Annotated in this window: 19 protein-coding genes; 9 read left to right on the top strand and 10 right to left on the bottom strand. The window is 61.0% G+C overall.

The genetic code is table 11. The features are described from left to right. Positions 1-32 precede the first annotated feature (32 nt). The 6 genes from pmbA (at position 33) to V6093_RS12885 (ending at position 5403) form a co-directional block, all read left to right on the top strand. Complete coding sequence (pmbA, locus tag V6093_RS12910) at positions 33-1379, top strand: metalloprotease PmbA (protein WP_265978171.1); 1347 nt, start codon at positions 33-35, stop codon at positions 1377-1379. Between the two features lie 246 nt (positions 1380-1625). After that, entirely contained in the window at positions 1626-2027 is a 402-nt protein-coding gene (locus V6093_RS12905; RefSeq protein WP_012051310.1) for a hypothetical protein, read from the top strand. Continuing rightward, entirely contained in the window at positions 2020-3396 is a 1377-nt protein-coding gene (locus V6093_RS12900; protein WP_104886642.1) for a lyase family protein, read from the top strand. Before V6093_RS12905 ends, V6093_RS12900 begins: the two co-directional genes overlap by 8 nt. A gap of 27 nt (positions 3397-3423) precedes the next feature. Continuing rightward, positions 3424-3885, top strand: coding sequence for a hypothetical protein (locus V6093_RS12895; protein WP_019750558.1), 462 nt, complete (start codon positions 3424-3426; stop codon positions 3883-3885). A gap of 1 nt (position 3886) precedes the next feature. Then, positions 3887-4498 (top strand): superoxide dismutase, encoded by a 612-nt coding sequence (locus V6093_RS12890; RefSeq protein WP_047604997.1) that lies wholly within the window; start codon positions 3887-3889, stop codon positions 4496-4498. An 11-nt stretch (positions 4499-4509) separates the two neighbouring features. Next, the gene (locus tag V6093_RS12885; protein WP_003255142.1) at positions 4510-5403 is read left to right on the top strand and encodes a ZIP family metal transporter; all 894 of its coding nucleotides are present in this window, start codon (positions 4510-4512) and stop codon (positions 5401-5403) included. A 27-nt stretch (positions 5404-5430) separates the two neighbouring features. Here V6093_RS12885 and V6093_RS12880 read toward each other — a convergent pair whose 3' ends face one another. The 10 genes from V6093_RS12880 to V6093_RS12835 form a co-directional block, all read right to left on the bottom strand. Next, positions 5431-5703, bottom strand: a complete 273-nt coding sequence (locus V6093_RS12880) for an HPr family phosphocarrier protein (RefSeq protein ID WP_003255140.1) — start codon at positions 5701-5703, stop codon at positions 5431-5433. 18 nt (positions 5704-5721) lie between these two features. Next, positions 5722-6576 carry an RNase adapter RapZ gene (rapZ, locus tag V6093_RS12875; protein ID WP_003255139.1) on the bottom strand — a complete coding sequence of 285 codons (855 nt, stop codon included), beginning with the start codon at positions 6574-6576 and terminating at the stop codon, positions 5722-5724. A 2-nt stretch (positions 6577-6578) separates the two neighbouring features. Further along, the gene (ptsN, locus tag V6093_RS12870) at positions 6579-7043 is read right to left on the bottom strand and encodes a PTS IIA-like nitrogen regulatory protein PtsN (RefSeq protein ID WP_003255137.1); all 465 of its coding nucleotides are present in this window, start codon (positions 7041-7043) and stop codon (positions 6579-6581) included. A 12-nt stretch (positions 7044-7055) separates the two neighbouring features. Beyond that, entirely contained in the window at positions 7056-7364 is a 309-nt protein-coding gene (gene hpf, locus V6093_RS12865; protein WP_003255135.1) for a ribosome hibernation-promoting factor, HPF/YfiA family, read from the bottom strand. 79 nt (positions 7365-7443) lie between these two features. Continuing rightward, positions 7444-8937 (bottom strand): RNA polymerase factor sigma-54, encoded by a 1494-nt coding sequence (locus tag V6093_RS12860; protein WP_003255133.1) that lies wholly within the window; start codon positions 8935-8937, stop codon positions 7444-7446. A 175-nt stretch (positions 8938-9112) separates the two neighbouring features. Then, positions 9113-9838: an LPS export ABC transporter ATP-binding protein gene (gene lptB, locus V6093_RS12855; protein WP_003255132.1), complete on the bottom strand. Its 726-nt coding sequence runs from the start codon at positions 9836-9838 to the stop codon at positions 9113-9115. Beyond that, entirely contained in the window at positions 9839-10363 is a 525-nt protein-coding gene (gene lptA, locus V6093_RS12850) for a lipopolysaccharide transport periplasmic protein LptA (RefSeq protein ID WP_003255131.1), read from the bottom strand. It lies immediately after the preceding gene. Next, complete coding sequence (lptC, locus tag V6093_RS12845) at positions 10350-10922, bottom strand: LPS export ABC transporter periplasmic protein LptC (RefSeq protein WP_003255130.1); 573 nt, start codon at positions 10920-10922, stop codon at positions 10350-10352. Before lptC ends, lptA begins: the two co-directional genes overlap by 14 nt. Before the next feature lie 8 nt (positions 10923-10930). Beyond that, positions 10931-11455 (bottom strand): HAD family hydrolase, encoded by a 525-nt coding sequence (locus tag V6093_RS12840; RefSeq protein ID WP_003255129.1) that lies wholly within the window; start codon positions 11453-11455, stop codon positions 10931-10933. A gap of 12 nt (positions 11456-11467) precedes the next feature. Next, entirely contained in the window at positions 11468-12442 is a 975-nt protein-coding gene (locus tag V6093_RS12835; protein ID WP_003255128.1) for an SIS domain-containing protein, read from the bottom strand. A 248-nt stretch (positions 12443-12690) separates the two neighbouring features. On the opposite strand from V6093_RS12835, the gene V6093_RS12830 reads away from it, so the two are divergent. The 3 genes from V6093_RS12830 to mlaD are packed head-to-tail and all read left to right on the top strand — an operon-like array spanning position 12691 to position 14782. Further along, positions 12691-13500, top strand: a complete 810-nt coding sequence (locus V6093_RS12830) for an ATP-binding cassette domain-containing protein (RefSeq protein WP_003255127.1) — start codon at positions 12691-12693, stop codon at positions 13498-13500. Then, a complete protein-coding gene (mlaE, locus tag V6093_RS12825; RefSeq protein WP_003255125.1) occupies positions 13500-14297 on the top strand; it encodes a lipid asymmetry maintenance ABC transporter permease subunit MlaE in 798 nt (265 codons plus the stop codon). Before V6093_RS12830 ends, mlaE begins: the two co-directional genes overlap by 1 nt. Further along, positions 14297-14782, top strand: coding sequence for an outer membrane lipid asymmetry maintenance protein MlaD (gene mlaD, locus V6093_RS12820; protein ID WP_003255124.1), 486 nt, complete (start codon positions 14297-14299; stop codon positions 14780-14782). Before mlaE ends, mlaD begins: the two co-directional genes overlap by 1 nt.

Raw genomic sequence — 14782 nt, 5'->3', positions numbered from 1 at the left:
AAGCCGTACGCAGAATTTGAGTGGAGAGAACCATGAGTGCAGTCCAGAGCGTAGGTCCGAAAGACCTGCCAGCATTGCAGGAACAGGTCGAGGCGATCATCGCCGAGGCGCGTCGTCAGGGGGCCAGTGCCTGCGAAGTGGCGGTGTCGCTGGAGCAAGGGCTGTCCACCACCGTACGCCAGCGTGAGGTCGAAACGGTCGAGTTCAACCGCGACCAAGGCTTTGGTATCACCCTTTATGTTGGCCAGCGCAAAGGTTCGGCCAGCACCTCGGCCAGTGGGCCGGAGGCGATTCGCGAGACCGTCACTGCAGCGTTGGCAATTGCCAGGCATACCTCCGAGGATGAATGCTCGGGCTTGGCCGACGCAGCGCTGATGGCGCGTGAAATCCCGGATCTGGACCTGTACCACGACTGGGATATCGAGCCCGAGAAGGCCATCGAAATGGCCCTGGCCTGCGAGGCGGCGGCGTTCGACGCCGACCCGCGCATCCTCAACGCCGATGGCACCACCCTCAATACCCATCAGGGCTGCCGCGTGTATGGCAACAGCCATGGGTTCATCGGTGGTTACGCCTCGACCCGGCACAGCCTGAGCTGCGTGATGATTGCCGAAGGCGACGGGCAGATGCAGCGTGACTACTGGTACGACGTGAACCGCCAGGGCAACCTGCTGGCCGACCCGAGCAGCATCGGCCTGCGCGCTGCCCAGCGTGCCGCCAGCCGCCTTGGCGCCCGGCCGGTGCCGACTTGCGAGGTACCGGTGCTGTTTTCGGCCGAATTGGCCGGTGGCCTGTTCGGCAGCTTCCTGTCGGCCATTTCCGGCGGCAACCTGTACCGCAAGTCGTCGTTCCTGGAGGGTACCATTGGCCAGCGCCTGTTCCCTTCCTGGCTGACCCTCGACGAACGCCCGCATATTCCGCGCGCGTTGGGCAGCGCCGCCTTCGACGGTGATGGCCTGGCCACCTATGCCAAACCGTTTGTCGACAAAGGCGAGCTGGTGTCGTACTTGCTGGGTACCTATTCGGGGCGCAAGCTGGGTTTGCCGAGTACCGCCAATTCTGGTGGTGTGCACAACCTGTTCGTCAGCCACGGTGTCGAAGATCAGGCCGCGCTGATTCGCCGCATGGGGCGCGGGCTGCTGGTGACCGAACTGATGGGGCATGGCTTGAACATGGTGACGGGGGACTATTCCCGTGGTGCGGCGGGGTTCTGGGTCGAGAATGGCGAGATTCAGCATGCCGTACAGGAAGTTACCATCGCCGGAAACATGAAGGACATGTTCCAACAGATTGTCGCGATTGGCAGCGATCTTGAAACCCGTAGCAATATTCATACGGGCTCGGTGTTGATCGAGCGGATGACCGTTGCTGGTAGCTGATCTTTAGCCTGCGCCGGCCCTAGCGCGGATCCATCCGCTCCTACACGGTGGTAGACGCACATCGGGGCGGGGACACAGGCCGCTGTAGGAGCGGGTTTACCCGCGAAGAGGCCTACACAGCACTACACCTTTCTCTGCAAATCCGAAGACCCGGCCCTCGCGCCGGGTTTTTATTTCATCACCTTTTTTCTTGAAGTGATTCTGTTTATCACTTAATAATGAATATCATTATCCAGTAACTCGGCGATGATGTTCATGAAATCCGTCCTCCGCGAACTGCCCTACCTGGAAAACTGGCGCTGGCTCAGCCGGCGCATTCGCTGTGCGCTCGACCCCGACGAGCCGCGCCTGATCGAGCATTACCTGGCCGAAGGCCGCTATCTGGTGTGCTGCACCGAAACCTCGCCATGGACGGTGGCGCTGACAGCGTTTCGCCTGCTGCTGGATACCGCCTGCGATCGCATGCTCCCCTGGCATTGGCGTTGTCTGTGCCTGGACCAGGCCTGGCGTCCTCTGTTGGACCTGCGCAACCTCGACCGCCAGGAACAGAACCAACGCTGGCAACCCTACGCCCTGCAGCTGGCCAATTGCCGTCTGCTGCCTTCGATTTCTCCCGATGAACTGATGCAAGGATTTGATGATGAGTGATACCCGTATCGAGCGTGACAGCATGGGTGAGCTGCAGGTGCCGGCCCAGGCCCTCTATGGCGCCCAGACCCAGCGCGCGGTCGACAACTTCCCGATCAGCGGCCAGCGTATGCCGGCCCAGTTCATTCGTGCCTTGTTGCTGGCCAAGGCCGCTGCGGCCAAGGCCAACGTCGAACTGGAGCAACTGTCTGCCGGGCAGGGCCAGGCTATCGTCAAGGCTGTCGAGCAATTGCTGGCCGAGGACTTCATCCAGCACTTCCCGGTGGATGTGTTCCAGACAGGCTCTGGCACCAGTTCGAACATGAACGCCAATGAGGTGATCGCCACCTTGGCTACCCATGTACTGGGTGAGGCGGTCAATGCCAATGACCACGTCAACTGTGGCCAGAGCAGCAATGACATCATTCCGACCACCATCCATGTCAGCGCCGCGTTGGCCCTGCACGAGCAGTTGCTGCCAGCCCTGGCGCACCTGGTACAGGTGATCGAGGTCAAGTCGGCACAAGTACATCAGTTCGTGAAGACCGGTCGTACTCACCTGATGGACGCGATGCCCGTGCGCATGAGCCAGGTGCTGGATGGCTGGGCTGCGCAGATCAATGCTGCCAAGTCGCACATCGAAGGTGTGCTGCCGCACTTGCAGGCGCTGGCCCAGGGCGGAACCGCCGTGGGTACCGGCATCAATGCCCATCCGCAGTTCGCTGTCGGTTTCGCTCGTCAGCTCAGTGGCCTGACCAAGGTCGAGTTCACGCCCGGCCAGAACCTGTTCGCACTGATCGGCTCGCAGGACACTGCCGTGGCTTTGTCTGGCCAGCTCAAGACCACCGCGGTGGCGTTGATGAAAATCGCCAACGATCTGCGCTGGATGAACTCCGGCCCGCTGGCCGGTCTGGGCGAAATTGAGCTGCAAGCTCTGCAGCCGGGCTCTTCGATCATGCCAGGCAAGGTCAACCCGGTGATCCCGGAGGCCACTGCCATGGTCGCCGCCCAAGTGATTGGCAACGACGCGACCATCGCCGTCGCAGGCCAAGCCGGTAACTTCGAGCTGAACGTGATGCTGCCGGTAATCGCCCGCAACCTGCTGGAAAGCATCGAGCTGATGGCCAATGTCAGCCGCTTGCTGGCCGACAAAGCCATCGCCAGCTTCAAGGTCAACGAAGACAAACTCAAGGAAGCGCTCGCGCGCAACCCGATTCTGGTCACGGCGTTGAATCCGATCATCGGCTACCTCAAGGCCGCCGAAATCGCCAAGACCGCCTACAAGCAGGGTCGTCCAATCATCGATGTGGCGCTGGAGCACACCGACCTGTCCCGCGACCAGCTTGAAGCGCTGCTGGACCCGGAAAAACTCACCGCCGGCGGTATCTGACACTGCGTCACCGCCCAGGAGACAACCATGCAGCACTGGAAACGCACCACGGAAACCGCCAACCGCCTATTCGAACAAGGCGAACTGGTGGACGCCCGGGAACACTACCTGCAGGCCTTGGCGTTGGCCCAGGTGCTGTTCGAGCGCTGGCATGACGTGGATGAAGCGGTGGCTGCATTCGTCATCGCCCACCACAACCTGGCTGACCTGCACCTGCGCCTTAACCAGCCGCATGAAAGTGCCGACTATCTGTGCGCGGCTCATCAGCGACTGCTGCAGGCCTGCCAGGAAGCGCGCCTGCCTCAGGCACTGCGTGATGCCGCCCTGCGCCACAGTGCGCGCACTTACACCGAGCTGCTGAGTTTCATTGCCGAGTATGGCCAGTACCCGCGTACCGAGCGCTTGCTCAACCGCCACAGCGCCGGGGCCAGCGAGCTCGCTGCCCAACCGGATGTGGCACCCAGAACCCATGCCTACGGAATTCACTGACATGCCCCATACCTTGCCTGCATTGCCATACGCCTACGATGCGCTGGAACCACACATTGATGCCCAGACAATGGAAATCCACCACACCAAGCATCACCAGACCTACGTGAACAGCCTCAATGCCGCCCTCGAAGGTACCGAGTGGGCCGAATGGCCGGTGGAAAAACTGGTCGCTGCCGTCAAGCAACTGCCGGAGAACCTGCGTGGCGCTGTGACCAACCACGGTGGCGGTCACGCCAACCACAGCCTGTTCTGGACTGTCATGTCACCTCAGGGCGGTGGCGAGCCTGTGGGCCAGCTGGCGCAAGCCGTCACAGCACAACTTGGCGGCTTCGAGGCTTTCAAGGAGGCTTTCACCAAAGCCGCGTTGACCCGCTTCGGCAGCGGTTGGGCCTGGCTCAGCGTCACGCCGCAAAAAACGTTGGTGGTGGAGAGTAGCGGCAACCAGGACAGCCCGCTGATGCACGGCAATGCGCCGATCCTGGGCCTGGACGTGTGGGAGCACGCTTACTACCTCAAGTACCAGAACCGTCGTCCGGAATACATCGGTGCCTTCTACAACGTCATTGACTGGGTGGAAGTTGAACGTCGTTACCTTGAAGCCCTGAAGTGAGTCGGACCGGTATGCGCTCTGAGGTGATGTCTGTCAGCAGTGTGCGCCTGTTCCGCCTGGCGCTTGGGACTTTGCTTTTGCTGGCTGGCGCCGCGTTACTGGTGGCACGGGGCCTCGCCTGGCTAGACCTCGATCCGCGCATGCTGCGCGCCCTGGAGGGCGGTGCTTTATGCGCGCTGGGTACGGCACTGGGCGCAGTACCGGTACTGGTCATTCGCAATATGCCCGTGGCGCTGGCGGATACGCTGTTGGGCTTCGGTGCTGGCGTGATGCTGGCGGCCACCGCGTTTTCCCTGATCATGCCGGGCCTGGCGGCGGCTCAGTCTATTGGCTTCAGCCCTTGGGGGGCAGGTGGCCTGGTCAGTTTTGGCCTGATGTTCGGGGCGTTGTGCCTGTTCCTGGTCGACCTCAAGGTATCCTGGGCTTCGCCTGAAGCGTTGGTGGGCACAGCAAACCAGCCGGTGATTGCAGCGCGCATCTGGCTGTTCGTGATTGCCATCATTGCCCACAACATCCCCGAAGGTATGGCCATTGGTGTGTCGGCCGGGGGAGGTATGGCCGACGCCGACAGCCTGGCCATGGGCATTGCCTTGCAGGATGTGCCTGAGGGGCTGGTGATCGCGCTGGTGCTGGCAGGGGCGGGCATGCCGCGCTTCAAGGCCTTCCTGATCGGCGCAGCCTCAGGCTTGGTCGAGCCGGTGGCGGCGTTGATCTGTGCCTGGCTGGTGAATGTTGCCGAACTGCTGCTGCCGCTGGGGCTGGCCTGTGCAGCAGGGGCGATGTTGCTGGTGGTCACCCAGGAAATCATCCCCGAATCGCGCAGCAACGGCCATCATCGTCTGGCCAGTCTTGGGCTGTGTACAGGCTTCTGTCTGATGATGGTGATGGATACCGCGATGTCCTGATCTTGTGCAAGCGCAGGTTTGCGAGGCCTATTCGCCTTCGTCAAAGAAATTGTTGATCAGTTCGACCAGTGCATCCATGGCGTCGTTGTCCTGCTCACCCTCGGTATGCAGGTGCACCTGGGTGCCTTTGCCTGCGGCCAGCATCATCACCGCCATGATGCTCTTGCCATCCACCAGCTTGTCCGGGGCGCGACCCACCCGTACCTGGCAGGGGAAGCGGCCGGCCACACCGACGAACTTGGCTGCCGCCCGGGCATGCAGACCCAGCTTGTTGATGATGGTGATTTCGCGGGCGGGCATCAGGGGTGGATCCTTGGGCTAGAGGTCGCGATGACGGACCTGGACGTTTTTCAGGGTTTGCTGCAGCTGTTGACCAAGGCGCTCGGTGATGTACACCGAACGGTGATGGCCGCCAGTGCAGCCGATGGCAATGGTTACGTAGGCGCGGTTGCTGGCAGCGAAGCGGGGCAACCATTTGAGCAGGTAGCTGGAGATGTCGTTGTACATGTCTTCGACATCCGGTTGTGCGGCCAGGTAGTCGATCACGGGTTGATCGAGACCTGAGTGCTCACGCAGTTCTGGTTTCCAGTAGGGGTTGGGCAGGCAGCGCACGTCAAAAACCAGGTCGGCGTCGACCGGCATGCCCCGTTTGAACCCGAACGACTCGACCAGAAACGCTGTGCCAGGCTCGGGTTGGTTGAGCAGACGCAGTTTGATCGAGTCACGCAACTGGTACAGGTTCAGGTTGGTGGTGTCGATCTTCAGGTCGGCCAGGTCGGCAATGGGGCCCAACAAATCGCTTTCCACGCGGATCGCTTCCGCGAGCGAGCGGTTGGCGTTGGTCAGGGGGTGCCGCCTGCGGGTTTCCGAGAAACGCTTGAGAAGGACCTCTTCATCGGCATCCAGGTACAACACGTCGCACTGGATGTGCCGTGCGCGGGCTTCTTCAAGCAGCTCGGGAAAACGCATCAGGTGACTGGGCAGGTTGCGTGCGTCGATCGAAACCGCCACCTTGGGCTGCAGCAATTCGGTGTTGATCAGTGCATTTTCCGCCAACTGCGGCAATAGCCCGGCTGGCAGATTGTCGATGCAATAGAAACCGCTGTCTTCCAGGACATCGAGGGCGGTGCTCTTGCCGGAGCCGGACCGGCCGCTGACGATGATCAGGCGCATGTTCAGTGCTCGTTCTGTACGTCCAGGACAACCTGGAACAGGGCCTCGTTGCTGGTGGCCGCACGCAGTCGATCACGGACCTCCTTGCGATCGAGCATGCTGGCGATCTGACGCAGAAGTTCAAGGTGGGCATCGGTGGCCGCTTCGGGCACCAGCAGCACAAACAGCAGGTCCACCGGCGCGCCATCGATGGCGTCGTAATCGATAGGCGCTTCCAGGTGCAGCAGGGCGCTGACTGGCGCAGAGCATCCTTCAAGCCGGCAGTGCGGGATGGCGATGCCATTGCCAAAACCGGTAGAACCGAGCTTTTCCCGGGCTACCAGTTTTTCGAAGACGTCCTGCATCTCCAGTTCTGGCACTTGGTCGGCGATGACAGTGGCGACCTTTTCCAGGGCGCGCTTCTTGCTGCCGCCCGGCACGTTCACGAGGGAACGGCCGGGGGTCAGGATGGTTTCAAGTCGGATCATGGATGAGGGGGATCAGCGGGCAGCTGCACCTTGCAGCAGGCTTTGCTGTTTTTCCTTGTGTTTTTTCAGTTGGCGGTCGAGCTTGTCGGCCAAGGCGTCGATCGCTGCATACATGTCTTCGTGTTCGGCGTTGGCTACCACTTCGCCGCCGGGAATCTGCAGGGTCGCCTCGACCTTCTGCTGAAGCTTCTCGACTTTCATGATTACCTGCACGTTGGTGATCTTGTCGAAGTGACTCTCCACGCGGGCGAGCTTTTCAAGCACGTAATCGCGCAGTGGCTGGGTGACTTCTACATGCTGTCCACTGATATTGACTTGCATACAGCTTCTCCTTTGTTGCCCGTGCATAAAGAGGCAGGTCTTGCACCTGCCACGAAAACGCTGTGGCACATCTCAGGGGCTACATCAGTCGCTTGCGTTCGCTCGACGGTGCGATGCCGAGGGACTCGCGGTACTTGGCGACGGTGCGACGGGCTACCTGGATGCCTTGTGCCTCCAGTAAACCAGCGATCTTGCTGTCACTCAATGGCTTTTTCTGATTTTCCGCCGCAACCAGTTTCTTGATGATCGCGCGGATCGCCGTGGACGAGCATTCTCCGCCTTCGGAGGTGCTGACATGGCTGGAGAAAAAGTATTTCAGTTCGTAGATGCCACGCGGGGTGTGCATGTATTTCTGCGTGGTAACCCGCGAGATGGTCGATTCGTGCATGCCTACGGCTTCGGCAATGTCATGCAGTACCAACGGCTTCATCGCTTCGTCGCCGTGGTCGAGGAAGCCGCGCTGGTGCTCGACGATCTGCGTGGCAACTTTCATCAGGGTTTCGTTACGGCTTTGCAGGCTCTTGATGAACCAGCGCGCTTCCTGCAGCTGGTTGCGCATGAAGGTGTTGTCGGCGCTGGTGTCGGCACGGCGCACGAAGCCGGCGTATTGTGGGTTGACGCGCAGGCGTGGGATGGCTTCCTGGTTCAGTTCTACCAGCCAACGGTCGCTGTCCTTGCGCACGATGACGTCGGGCACCACGTACTCGGGCTCGCTGGACTCGATCTGCGAACCAGGGCGCGGGTTAAGGCTTTGCACCAGTTCGATGACCTGGCGCAGCTCGTCTTCCTTGATTTTCATCCGCCGCATCAGCTGGCTGTAGTCACGGCTGCCGAGCAGGTCGATGAAATCGGTGACCAGGCGCTTGGCTTCGGTCATCCACGGGGTTGTAGCGGGCAGTTGGCGCAGTTGCAGCAACAGGCATTCGCCCAGATTGCGGGCGCCGACGCCAGCCGGCTCGAACTGCTGGATGCGGTGCAGTACTGCTTCGACCTCGTCCAGCTCGATATCCAGCTCCGGGTCGAAACCGGCGCAGATTTCTTCGAGTGTGTCTTCCAGGTAGCCCTGGCCGTTGATGCTGTCGATCAGGGTCACGGCAATCAAGCGGTCGGTGTCGGACATCGGCGCCAGGTTCAACTGCCACAGCAGGTGGCTTTGCAGGCTTTCGCCGGCCGATGTGCGCGTGGTGAAGTCCCATTCGTCATCATCGTTGCTCGGCAGGCTGCTGGCGCTGGTCTGGTAGATGTCTTCCCAGGCCGTATCGACCGGGAGCTCGTTGGGGATGCGCTCGCTCCACTCACCGTCTTCCAGGTTGTCGGCGCTGACGGTGCTTTCCTGGAAGCTGTTGTCCTGAACTTCGGCGGCCGGCTTGTTCTCGGCGTTGTCGGCCATCGGGTCGCTGTTGTCGAAGTCTTCGCCGTCTTCCTGACGTTCGAGCATCGGGTTCGACTCCAGCGCTTCCTGGATTTCCTGTTGGAGGTCCAGGGTAGAGAGCTGGAGCAGGCGGATGGCCTGTTGCAACTGAGGTGTCATCGTCAGTTGCTGGCCCATTTTTAGGACGAGCGATGGTTTCATGGCAGGGGCTTAATACCTTGTTCGCCGGCGCGCATGCGCCATCCACTACACGAGGGCGCCGAAGCGCCAGATCAAGCAAGTTTTATGCCTTAAATTGTAGCGTTTGCCTAGAGTACCGTAACAACTTTACCCGCAGTCTCAGGGCTGTTTGCCAGTACTTCAGGCGCGTGCCGGGTCAGAGGCGGAACTCGTGGCCCAGGTAAACTTCTTTGACCAAGTCGTTTGCCAGGATGGTTTCAGCGTCGCCTTCGGCGATCAATCGGCCATCGTTGACGATATAAGCGGTTTCGCAGATATCCAGGGTTTCACGCACGTTGTGGTCGGTAATCAGTACGCCGATACCTTTGGCCTTGAGGTGGTGGATGATCTGCTTGATGTCGCCGACCGAAATCGGGTCGACACCGGCGAACGGTTCGTCCAGCAGGATGAACTTGGGTGCGGTCGCCAGGGCGCGCGCAATTTCGACGCGGCGGCGTTCACCACCGGACAGGCTCATGCCGAGGTTGTCCCGGATGTGGCTGATGTGGAACTCCTGCAGCAGGCTTTCCAGCTCTTTGCGGCGGCCGTCCCGGTCGAGGTCCTTGCGGGTCTCGAGGATGGCCATGATGTTGTCGGCGACCGACAGCTTGCGGAAGATCGAGGCTTCCTGCGGCAGGTAGCCGATACCGGCGCGAGCGCGGCCGTGCATGGGCTGGTGGCTGACATCGAGGTTGTCGATCAGTACGCGGCCCTGTTCGGCCTGGACCAGCCCGACAATCATGTAGAAGCAGGTGGTCTTGCCGGCGCCGTTGGGGCCGAGCAGGCCGACGATCTGGCCGCTGTCGATAGACAGGCTGACATCACGTACTACCTGCCGCCCCTTGTAGCTCTTTGCCAGGTGCTGGGCTTTGAGGGTTGCCATTTACTCGGCCTTCTTCTTGGGCTGGATCACCATGTCGATGCGCTGACGGGGTGTTGTCACATTGCCACCACGGCCGGCGGTCGCCACCTGGGTCTGAGTGTTGTAGACGATCTTTTCGCCTTCGGTGGTATTGCCTTCGCTCTCGACCTTGGCGCGGTCGGTGAGAATGACCAAGTCCTTCTGCGACTGGTACTGGATGGTTACGCCCCAGCCTTTCATCTTGTCCGGCTTGGCTGCGCTCTGCTGCTGCTCGAAGTAGGCCAGGTTGCCCACCGAGGTCACTACGTCGATATCGCCAGAGGCGGAGCGGGTAATGGTCACGGTGTTGCCTTTGATCATCATCGAACCCTGAGTGATGATCACGTCGCCGGTGTAAGTGGCCACGCCTTGTTTGTCATCCAGGTGAGCGTTGTCGGCCTGGATGCGGATAGGCTGGTCACGGTCGTTCGGCAGGGCGAGGGCGCTCGCGCTTCCCAGTGCTGCGCTCAGGCTGAGCAAAAGGGGGAGGGTTTTAACGAGCCTCATACTGTCCTCTTACGTTAGAGAGCAAGTCCATCTTGCCTTCTTTCAAATACGCTTTCATGCCTTTGCCCGTAGTGGTGCCTCCGGCGCCGTCGATTCTAACGGCTTGCTCGGTCTGCGCATATTGCTTCTGCGGGAACACGGTCATGCGTGAGCTGGTAATGATGGTTTCACGCTGCCTTTCATCGGTGCGGGCAATCCGTACCTTGTCGATCAGTTCGACCTCGGTACCGTCAGGATTGACCTCGGCGCGCGTGCTCTGCACATGCCACGGGTACTCGGTGCCGCGGTACAGGTGCAGGTCCGGTGTGGTCACCTGGGTGACTTCGCTGGTCTTGAGGTGTTCGATTCTGTCGGCGGTCATTTCGTATTGCAGCTTGCCGTCGGGCAGGAACTGCACGCTGTGGGCGTTGATCGCGTAGTAATCGATGGCGCTTTCGTCGACTTGGGCCACGGGCTTGTCGAGGAAGCTTTCCGGGCTGACATTCCAGTAGCCAATGGCTACCAACAGGGCGGCTATCGCCCCGAGCAGCACAATGTTTCGGGCTTTCTTGCTGAGCATGGGCAGCCTTACAGGTAGTTGGCGTTGGCAGCGTCCAGGGTGCCCTGGGCCTGCATGATCAATTCGCAGAATTCACGGGCCGCGCCTTCGCCGCCACGTGCCTGGGTCACGCCGTGGGCGTGCTGGCGTACGAACGGTGCGGCGTTGGCTACGGCCATGCCCAGAGCCACTCGGCGAATCACCGGCAGGTCGGGCAGGTCGTCGCCCAGGTAAGCCACTTGATCATAGCTTAGGCCCAGTTCGGCGAGCAGGCCGTCAAGCACCACCAATTTGTCCTCCCGGCCTTGGTAGAGGTGCGGGATGCCGAGGTTACTGGCCCGGCGTTCGACCACGGGGGTCTTGCGCCCGCTGATGATCGCGGTGGTCACGCCCGAGGCCATGAGCATCTTGATGCCCTGGCCGTCGAGGGTATTGAACGTCTTGAATTCGCTGCCATCCTCGAGGAAGTACAGGCGCCCGTCGGTGAGCACGCCGTCCACGTCGAAGACTGCCAGCTTGATGCCTTTGCCGCGTTGCATGAGGTCCTGGTTCATTCCATCGCTCCTTTACATTACGCCGGCGCGCAGCAGGTCATGCATGTTCAGGGCGCCGGTCGGGCGGTCTTCACGGTCCACCACCACCAGGGCGTTGATCTTGTGGTCTTCCATTATCTTCAGGGCTTCGGCGGCGAGCATGTCGGCACGCGCAGTCTTGCCATGAACGGTCATGACCTGGTCGATCAGGGTGGTATGCACATCGATATTGCGGTCCAGGCTGCGGCGCAGGTCACCGTCGGTGAAGATCCCGGCCAGTTTGCCATCGGCTTCGACGATCACGGTCATGCCCAAACCTTTGTGGGACATTTCCAGCAGCGCGTCCTTGAGCAGGGTGCCGCGTGATACTTGAGGTAGATCGTCGCCGGCGTGCATCACGTTCTCGACCTTCAGCAGCAGGCGGCGGCCCAGCGCGCCTCCCGGGTGCGAGAAGGCGAAGTCCTCGGCGGTGAAGCCGCGGGCTTCGAGCAAGGCGATGGCCAAGGCGTCGCCCAGTACCAGCGCTGCCGTGGTGGAGGAGGTGGGGGCCAGGTTCAGCGGGCAGGCCTCTTGTGCGACACGTGCGTCAAGGTTGACCTCGGCGGCCTGGGCCAGCGGCGAGTCCGGGTTGCCGGTCAGGCTGATCAGCTTGATGCCAAGGCGTTTGATGAACGGCAGCAGGGTGACGATTTCGGCGGTGCTGCCGGAGTTCGACAGCGCAAGGATGACATCATCACGGGTGATCATGCCCATGTCGCCATGGCTGGCTTCGGCCGGATGCACGAAAAACGCCGGTGTGCCGGTGCTGGCCAGGGTCGCGGCGATCTTGTTGCCGATGTGCCCGGACTTGCCCATGCCGACCACGACGACCCGGCCCTTGCTGGTCAGAATCAGTTCGCAGGCTTTGACGAAATTGTCGTCGATGCGCGCCAAAAGGGCCTCTACGGCCTCGAGTTCCAGGCGCAGAGTGCGTTGGGCGGATTGGATCAGCTCGCTGGATTGGCTCATGTCGAAAAAGCAATGCCTGATGAAAGGGCGACGATTATACGCGCAATGATGAAAACCCTCACCTCCTCGATTGTTGCAGTGAATACCACCAAAGCCTGTCCCTGGGCTGAACGACTGCTTGCCCGGCCTTGGGGCGGGGCTGTCAGCGGTGCTATAGTTCGCCGCTATTCGGCCTGTCAGGGGTGCGTGTGCCTTCCAGATGGAGGCCGGCGTCCATTAGGACGAGGCTGCATTAGCAAGGAGTCTAGATGAGTGTGGATAGCGCCTACGCGGTCGAGTTGAAGGGTGTAACCTTCAAACGTGGTTCGCGCAGCATTTTCAGCAACGTGGACATCAGCATCCCGCGCGGCAAGGTCACCGGCATCATGGGGCCATCGGGGTGCGGCAAGACCACGTTGCTCCGCCTGATGGGCGCACAGTTGCGTCCCGCGAGCGGTGAGGTATGGGTTGCCGGGCAGAACCTGCCGACGCTGTCGCGCAGCGACCTGTTCGACGCCCGCAAGCAGATGGGCGTGCTGTTCCAGAGCGGCGCGTTGTTCACCGACCTCGATGTGTTCGAGAACGTCGCGTTCCCGCTGCGCGTGCATACTCAGCTGTCGGACGAAATGATCCGTGACATCGTGTTGATGAAGCTGCAGGCCGTGGGCCTGCGCGGTGCCATCGACCTGATGCCCGACGAGCTGTCCGGTGGCATGAAGCGCCGTGTGGCACTGGCCCGGGCGATTGCCCTGGACCCGCAGATCCTCATGTACGACGAACCGTTCGTCGGCCAGGACCCGATCGCCATGGGGGTACTGGTGCGCCTGATTCGCCTGCTCAACGATGCCCTGGGCATCACCAGCATCGTGGTTTCCCATGACCTGGCAGAAACCGCCAGCATCGCCGACTACATTTACGTGGTAGGTGACGGCCAAGTGCTGGGCCAGGGGACGCCTGATGAGCTGATGGGTTCGGACAATCCACGGATCCGCCAATTCATGAAAGGCGACCCGGATGGCCCGGTTCCCTTCCACTTTCCCGCGCCTGACTACCGCGCCGACCTGCTGGGGGCGCGTTGATGCGCAGAAAATCCTTACTCGAACGTGTCCGCCTGCTGGGCCGCTCGGCAATCGACGTGCTGGCCGTGCTCGGGCGTTCGTGCCTGTTCCTGTTCCATGCGCTGGTCGGTCGCGGTGGTATTGGCGGCGGCTTCCAGCTGCTGACCAAGCAGTTGTACTCGGTGGGTGTGCTGTCGCTGGCGATCGTCGTCGTGTCCGGTGTGTTCATCGGCATGGTGCTGGCGCTGCAGGGCTACAGCATCCTGACCAAGTACGGCTCGGAGCAGGCGGTAGGGCAGATGGTCGCCCTGACCCTGCTGCGTGAACTTGGCCCGGTGGTAACGGCGTTGCTGTTTGCCGGGCGTGCCGGTTCCGCGCTGACCGCCGAAATCGGCAACATGAAGTCTACCGAGCAGTTGTCGAGCCTGGAAATGATCGGTGTCGACCCGCTCAAGTACATCGTTGCGCCACGCCTGTGGGCCGGTTTCATCTCGCTGCCGCTGTTGGCGCTGATCTTCAGCGTGGTCGGTATCTGGGGTGGCTCGTGGGTGGCGGTGGACTGGCTGGGTGTCTACGAAGGCTCGTTCTGGGCCAACATGCAGAACAGTGTTTCTTTCACTGACGACGTGCTCAACGGGCTGGTCAAGAGCCTGGTGTTTGCTTTCGTCTCGACCTGGATCGCCGTATTCCAGGGGTACGACTGTGAGCCCACCTCAGAAGGGATCAGTCGTGCAACCACCAAGACCGTGGTCTATGCCTCGTTGGCAGTGCTGGGTCTGGACTTTATTCTGACCGCCTTGATGTTTGGAGATTTCTGATGCAAAACCGCACCCTGGAAATCGGTGTCGGCCTGTTCCTCCTGGCCGGGATCCTGGCGCTGCTGCTGCTGGCCCTGCGTGTCAGCGGGCTGTCGGCCAGCCCGACCACTGATACCTATAAAGTTTATGCGTACTTCGACAATATCGCCGGTTTGACGGTCAGAGCTAAAGTGACCATGGCCGGTGTGACCATCGGCAAGGTCACCGCCATCGATCTGGACCGTGATTCCTACACCGGTCGGGTGACGTTGCAGCTGGACAAGTCGGTCGATAACCTGCCGACCGACTCCACTGCCTCGATCCTGACCGCCGGTTTGCTTGGTGAGAAGTACATCGGCATCAGCGTGGGCGGTGAAGACGATGTCCTCAAGGATGGTTCAACCATCCATGACACTCAGTCGGCACTGGTGCTGGAAGATCTGATTGGCAAGTTCCTGCTCAACTCTGTTGGCAAGGAACCGAAAGAAGCGCAACCGGCTAATTAA

It is taken from the genome of Pseudomonas putida group bacterium ESBL64, assembly GCF_045277175.1.
GTDB lineage: Bacteria > Pseudomonadota > Gammaproteobacteria > Pseudomonadales > Pseudomonadaceae > Aquipseudomonas > Aquipseudomonas alloputida.
Note: the sequence above shows the minus strand (reverse complement) of the source record. Positions and strands in the feature narration are given on the sequence as shown.

Bases quoted from the DNA above. Each gene is read 5' to 3' on its own strand.
- pmbA (WP_265978171.1), top strand. From the start codon at position 33: ATGAGTGCAGTCCAGAGCGTAGGTCCGAAAGACCTGCCAGCATTGCAG.
- V6093_RS12905 (WP_012051310.1), top strand. From the start codon at position 1,626: ATGATGTTCATGAAATCCGTCCTCCGCGAACTGCCCTACCTGGAAAAC.
- V6093_RS12900 (WP_104886642.1), top strand. From the start codon at position 2,020: ATGAGTGATACCCGTATCGAGCGTGACAGCATGGGTGAGCTGCAGGTG.
- V6093_RS12895 (WP_019750558.1), top strand. From the start codon at position 3,424: ATGCAGCACTGGAAACGCACCACGGAAACCGCCAACCGCCTATTCGAA.
- V6093_RS12890 (WP_047604997.1), top strand. From the start codon at position 3,887: ATGCCCCATACCTTGCCTGCATTGCCATACGCCTACGATGCGCTGGAA.
- V6093_RS12885 (WP_003255142.1), top strand. From the start codon at position 4,510: ATGCGCTCTGAGGTGATGTCTGTCAGCAGTGTGCGCCTGTTCCGCCTG.
- V6093_RS12880 (WP_003255140.1), bottom strand. From the start codon at position 5,703: ATGCCCGCCCGCGAAATCACCATCATCAACAAGCTGGGTCTGCATGCC.
- rapZ (WP_003255139.1), bottom strand. From the start codon at position 6,576: ATGCGCCTGATCATCGTCAGCGGCCGGTCCGGCTCCGGCAAGAGCACC.
- ptsN (WP_003255137.1), bottom strand. From the start codon at position 7,043: ATGATCCGACTTGAAACCATCCTGACCCCCGGCCGTTCCCTCGTGAAC.
- hpf (WP_003255135.1), bottom strand. From the start codon at position 7,364: ATGCAAGTCAATATCAGTGGACAGCATGTAGAAGTCACCCAGCCACTG.
- V6093_RS12860 (WP_003255133.1), bottom strand. From the start codon at position 8,937: ATGAAACCATCGCTCGTCCTAAAAATGGGCCAGCAACTGACGATGACA.
- lptB (WP_003255132.1), bottom strand. From the start codon at position 9,838: ATGGCAACCCTCAAAGCCCAGCACCTGGCAAAGAGCTACAAGGGGCGG.
- lptA (WP_003255131.1), bottom strand. From the start codon at position 10,363: ATGAGGCTCGTTAAAACCCTCCCCCTTTTGCTCAGCCTGAGCGCAGCA.
- lptC (WP_003255130.1), bottom strand. From the start codon at position 10,922: ATGCTCAGCAAGAAAGCCCGAAACATTGTGCTGCTCGGGGCGATAGCC.
- V6093_RS12840 (WP_003255129.1), bottom strand. From the start codon at position 11,455: ATGAACCAGGACCTCATGCAACGCGGCAAAGGCATCAAGCTGGCAGTC.
- V6093_RS12835 (WP_003255128.1), bottom strand. From the start codon at position 12,442: ATGAGCCAATCCAGCGAGCTGATCCAATCCGCCCAACGCACTCTGCGC.
- V6093_RS12830 (WP_003255127.1), top strand. From the start codon at position 12,691: ATGAGTGTGGATAGCGCCTACGCGGTCGAGTTGAAGGGTGTAACCTTC.
- mlaE (WP_003255125.1), top strand. From the start codon at position 13,500: ATGCGCAGAAAATCCTTACTCGAACGTGTCCGCCTGCTGGGCCGCTCG.
- mlaD (WP_003255124.1), top strand. From the start codon at position 14,297: ATGCAAAACCGCACCCTGGAAATCGGTGTCGGCCTGTTCCTCCTGGCC.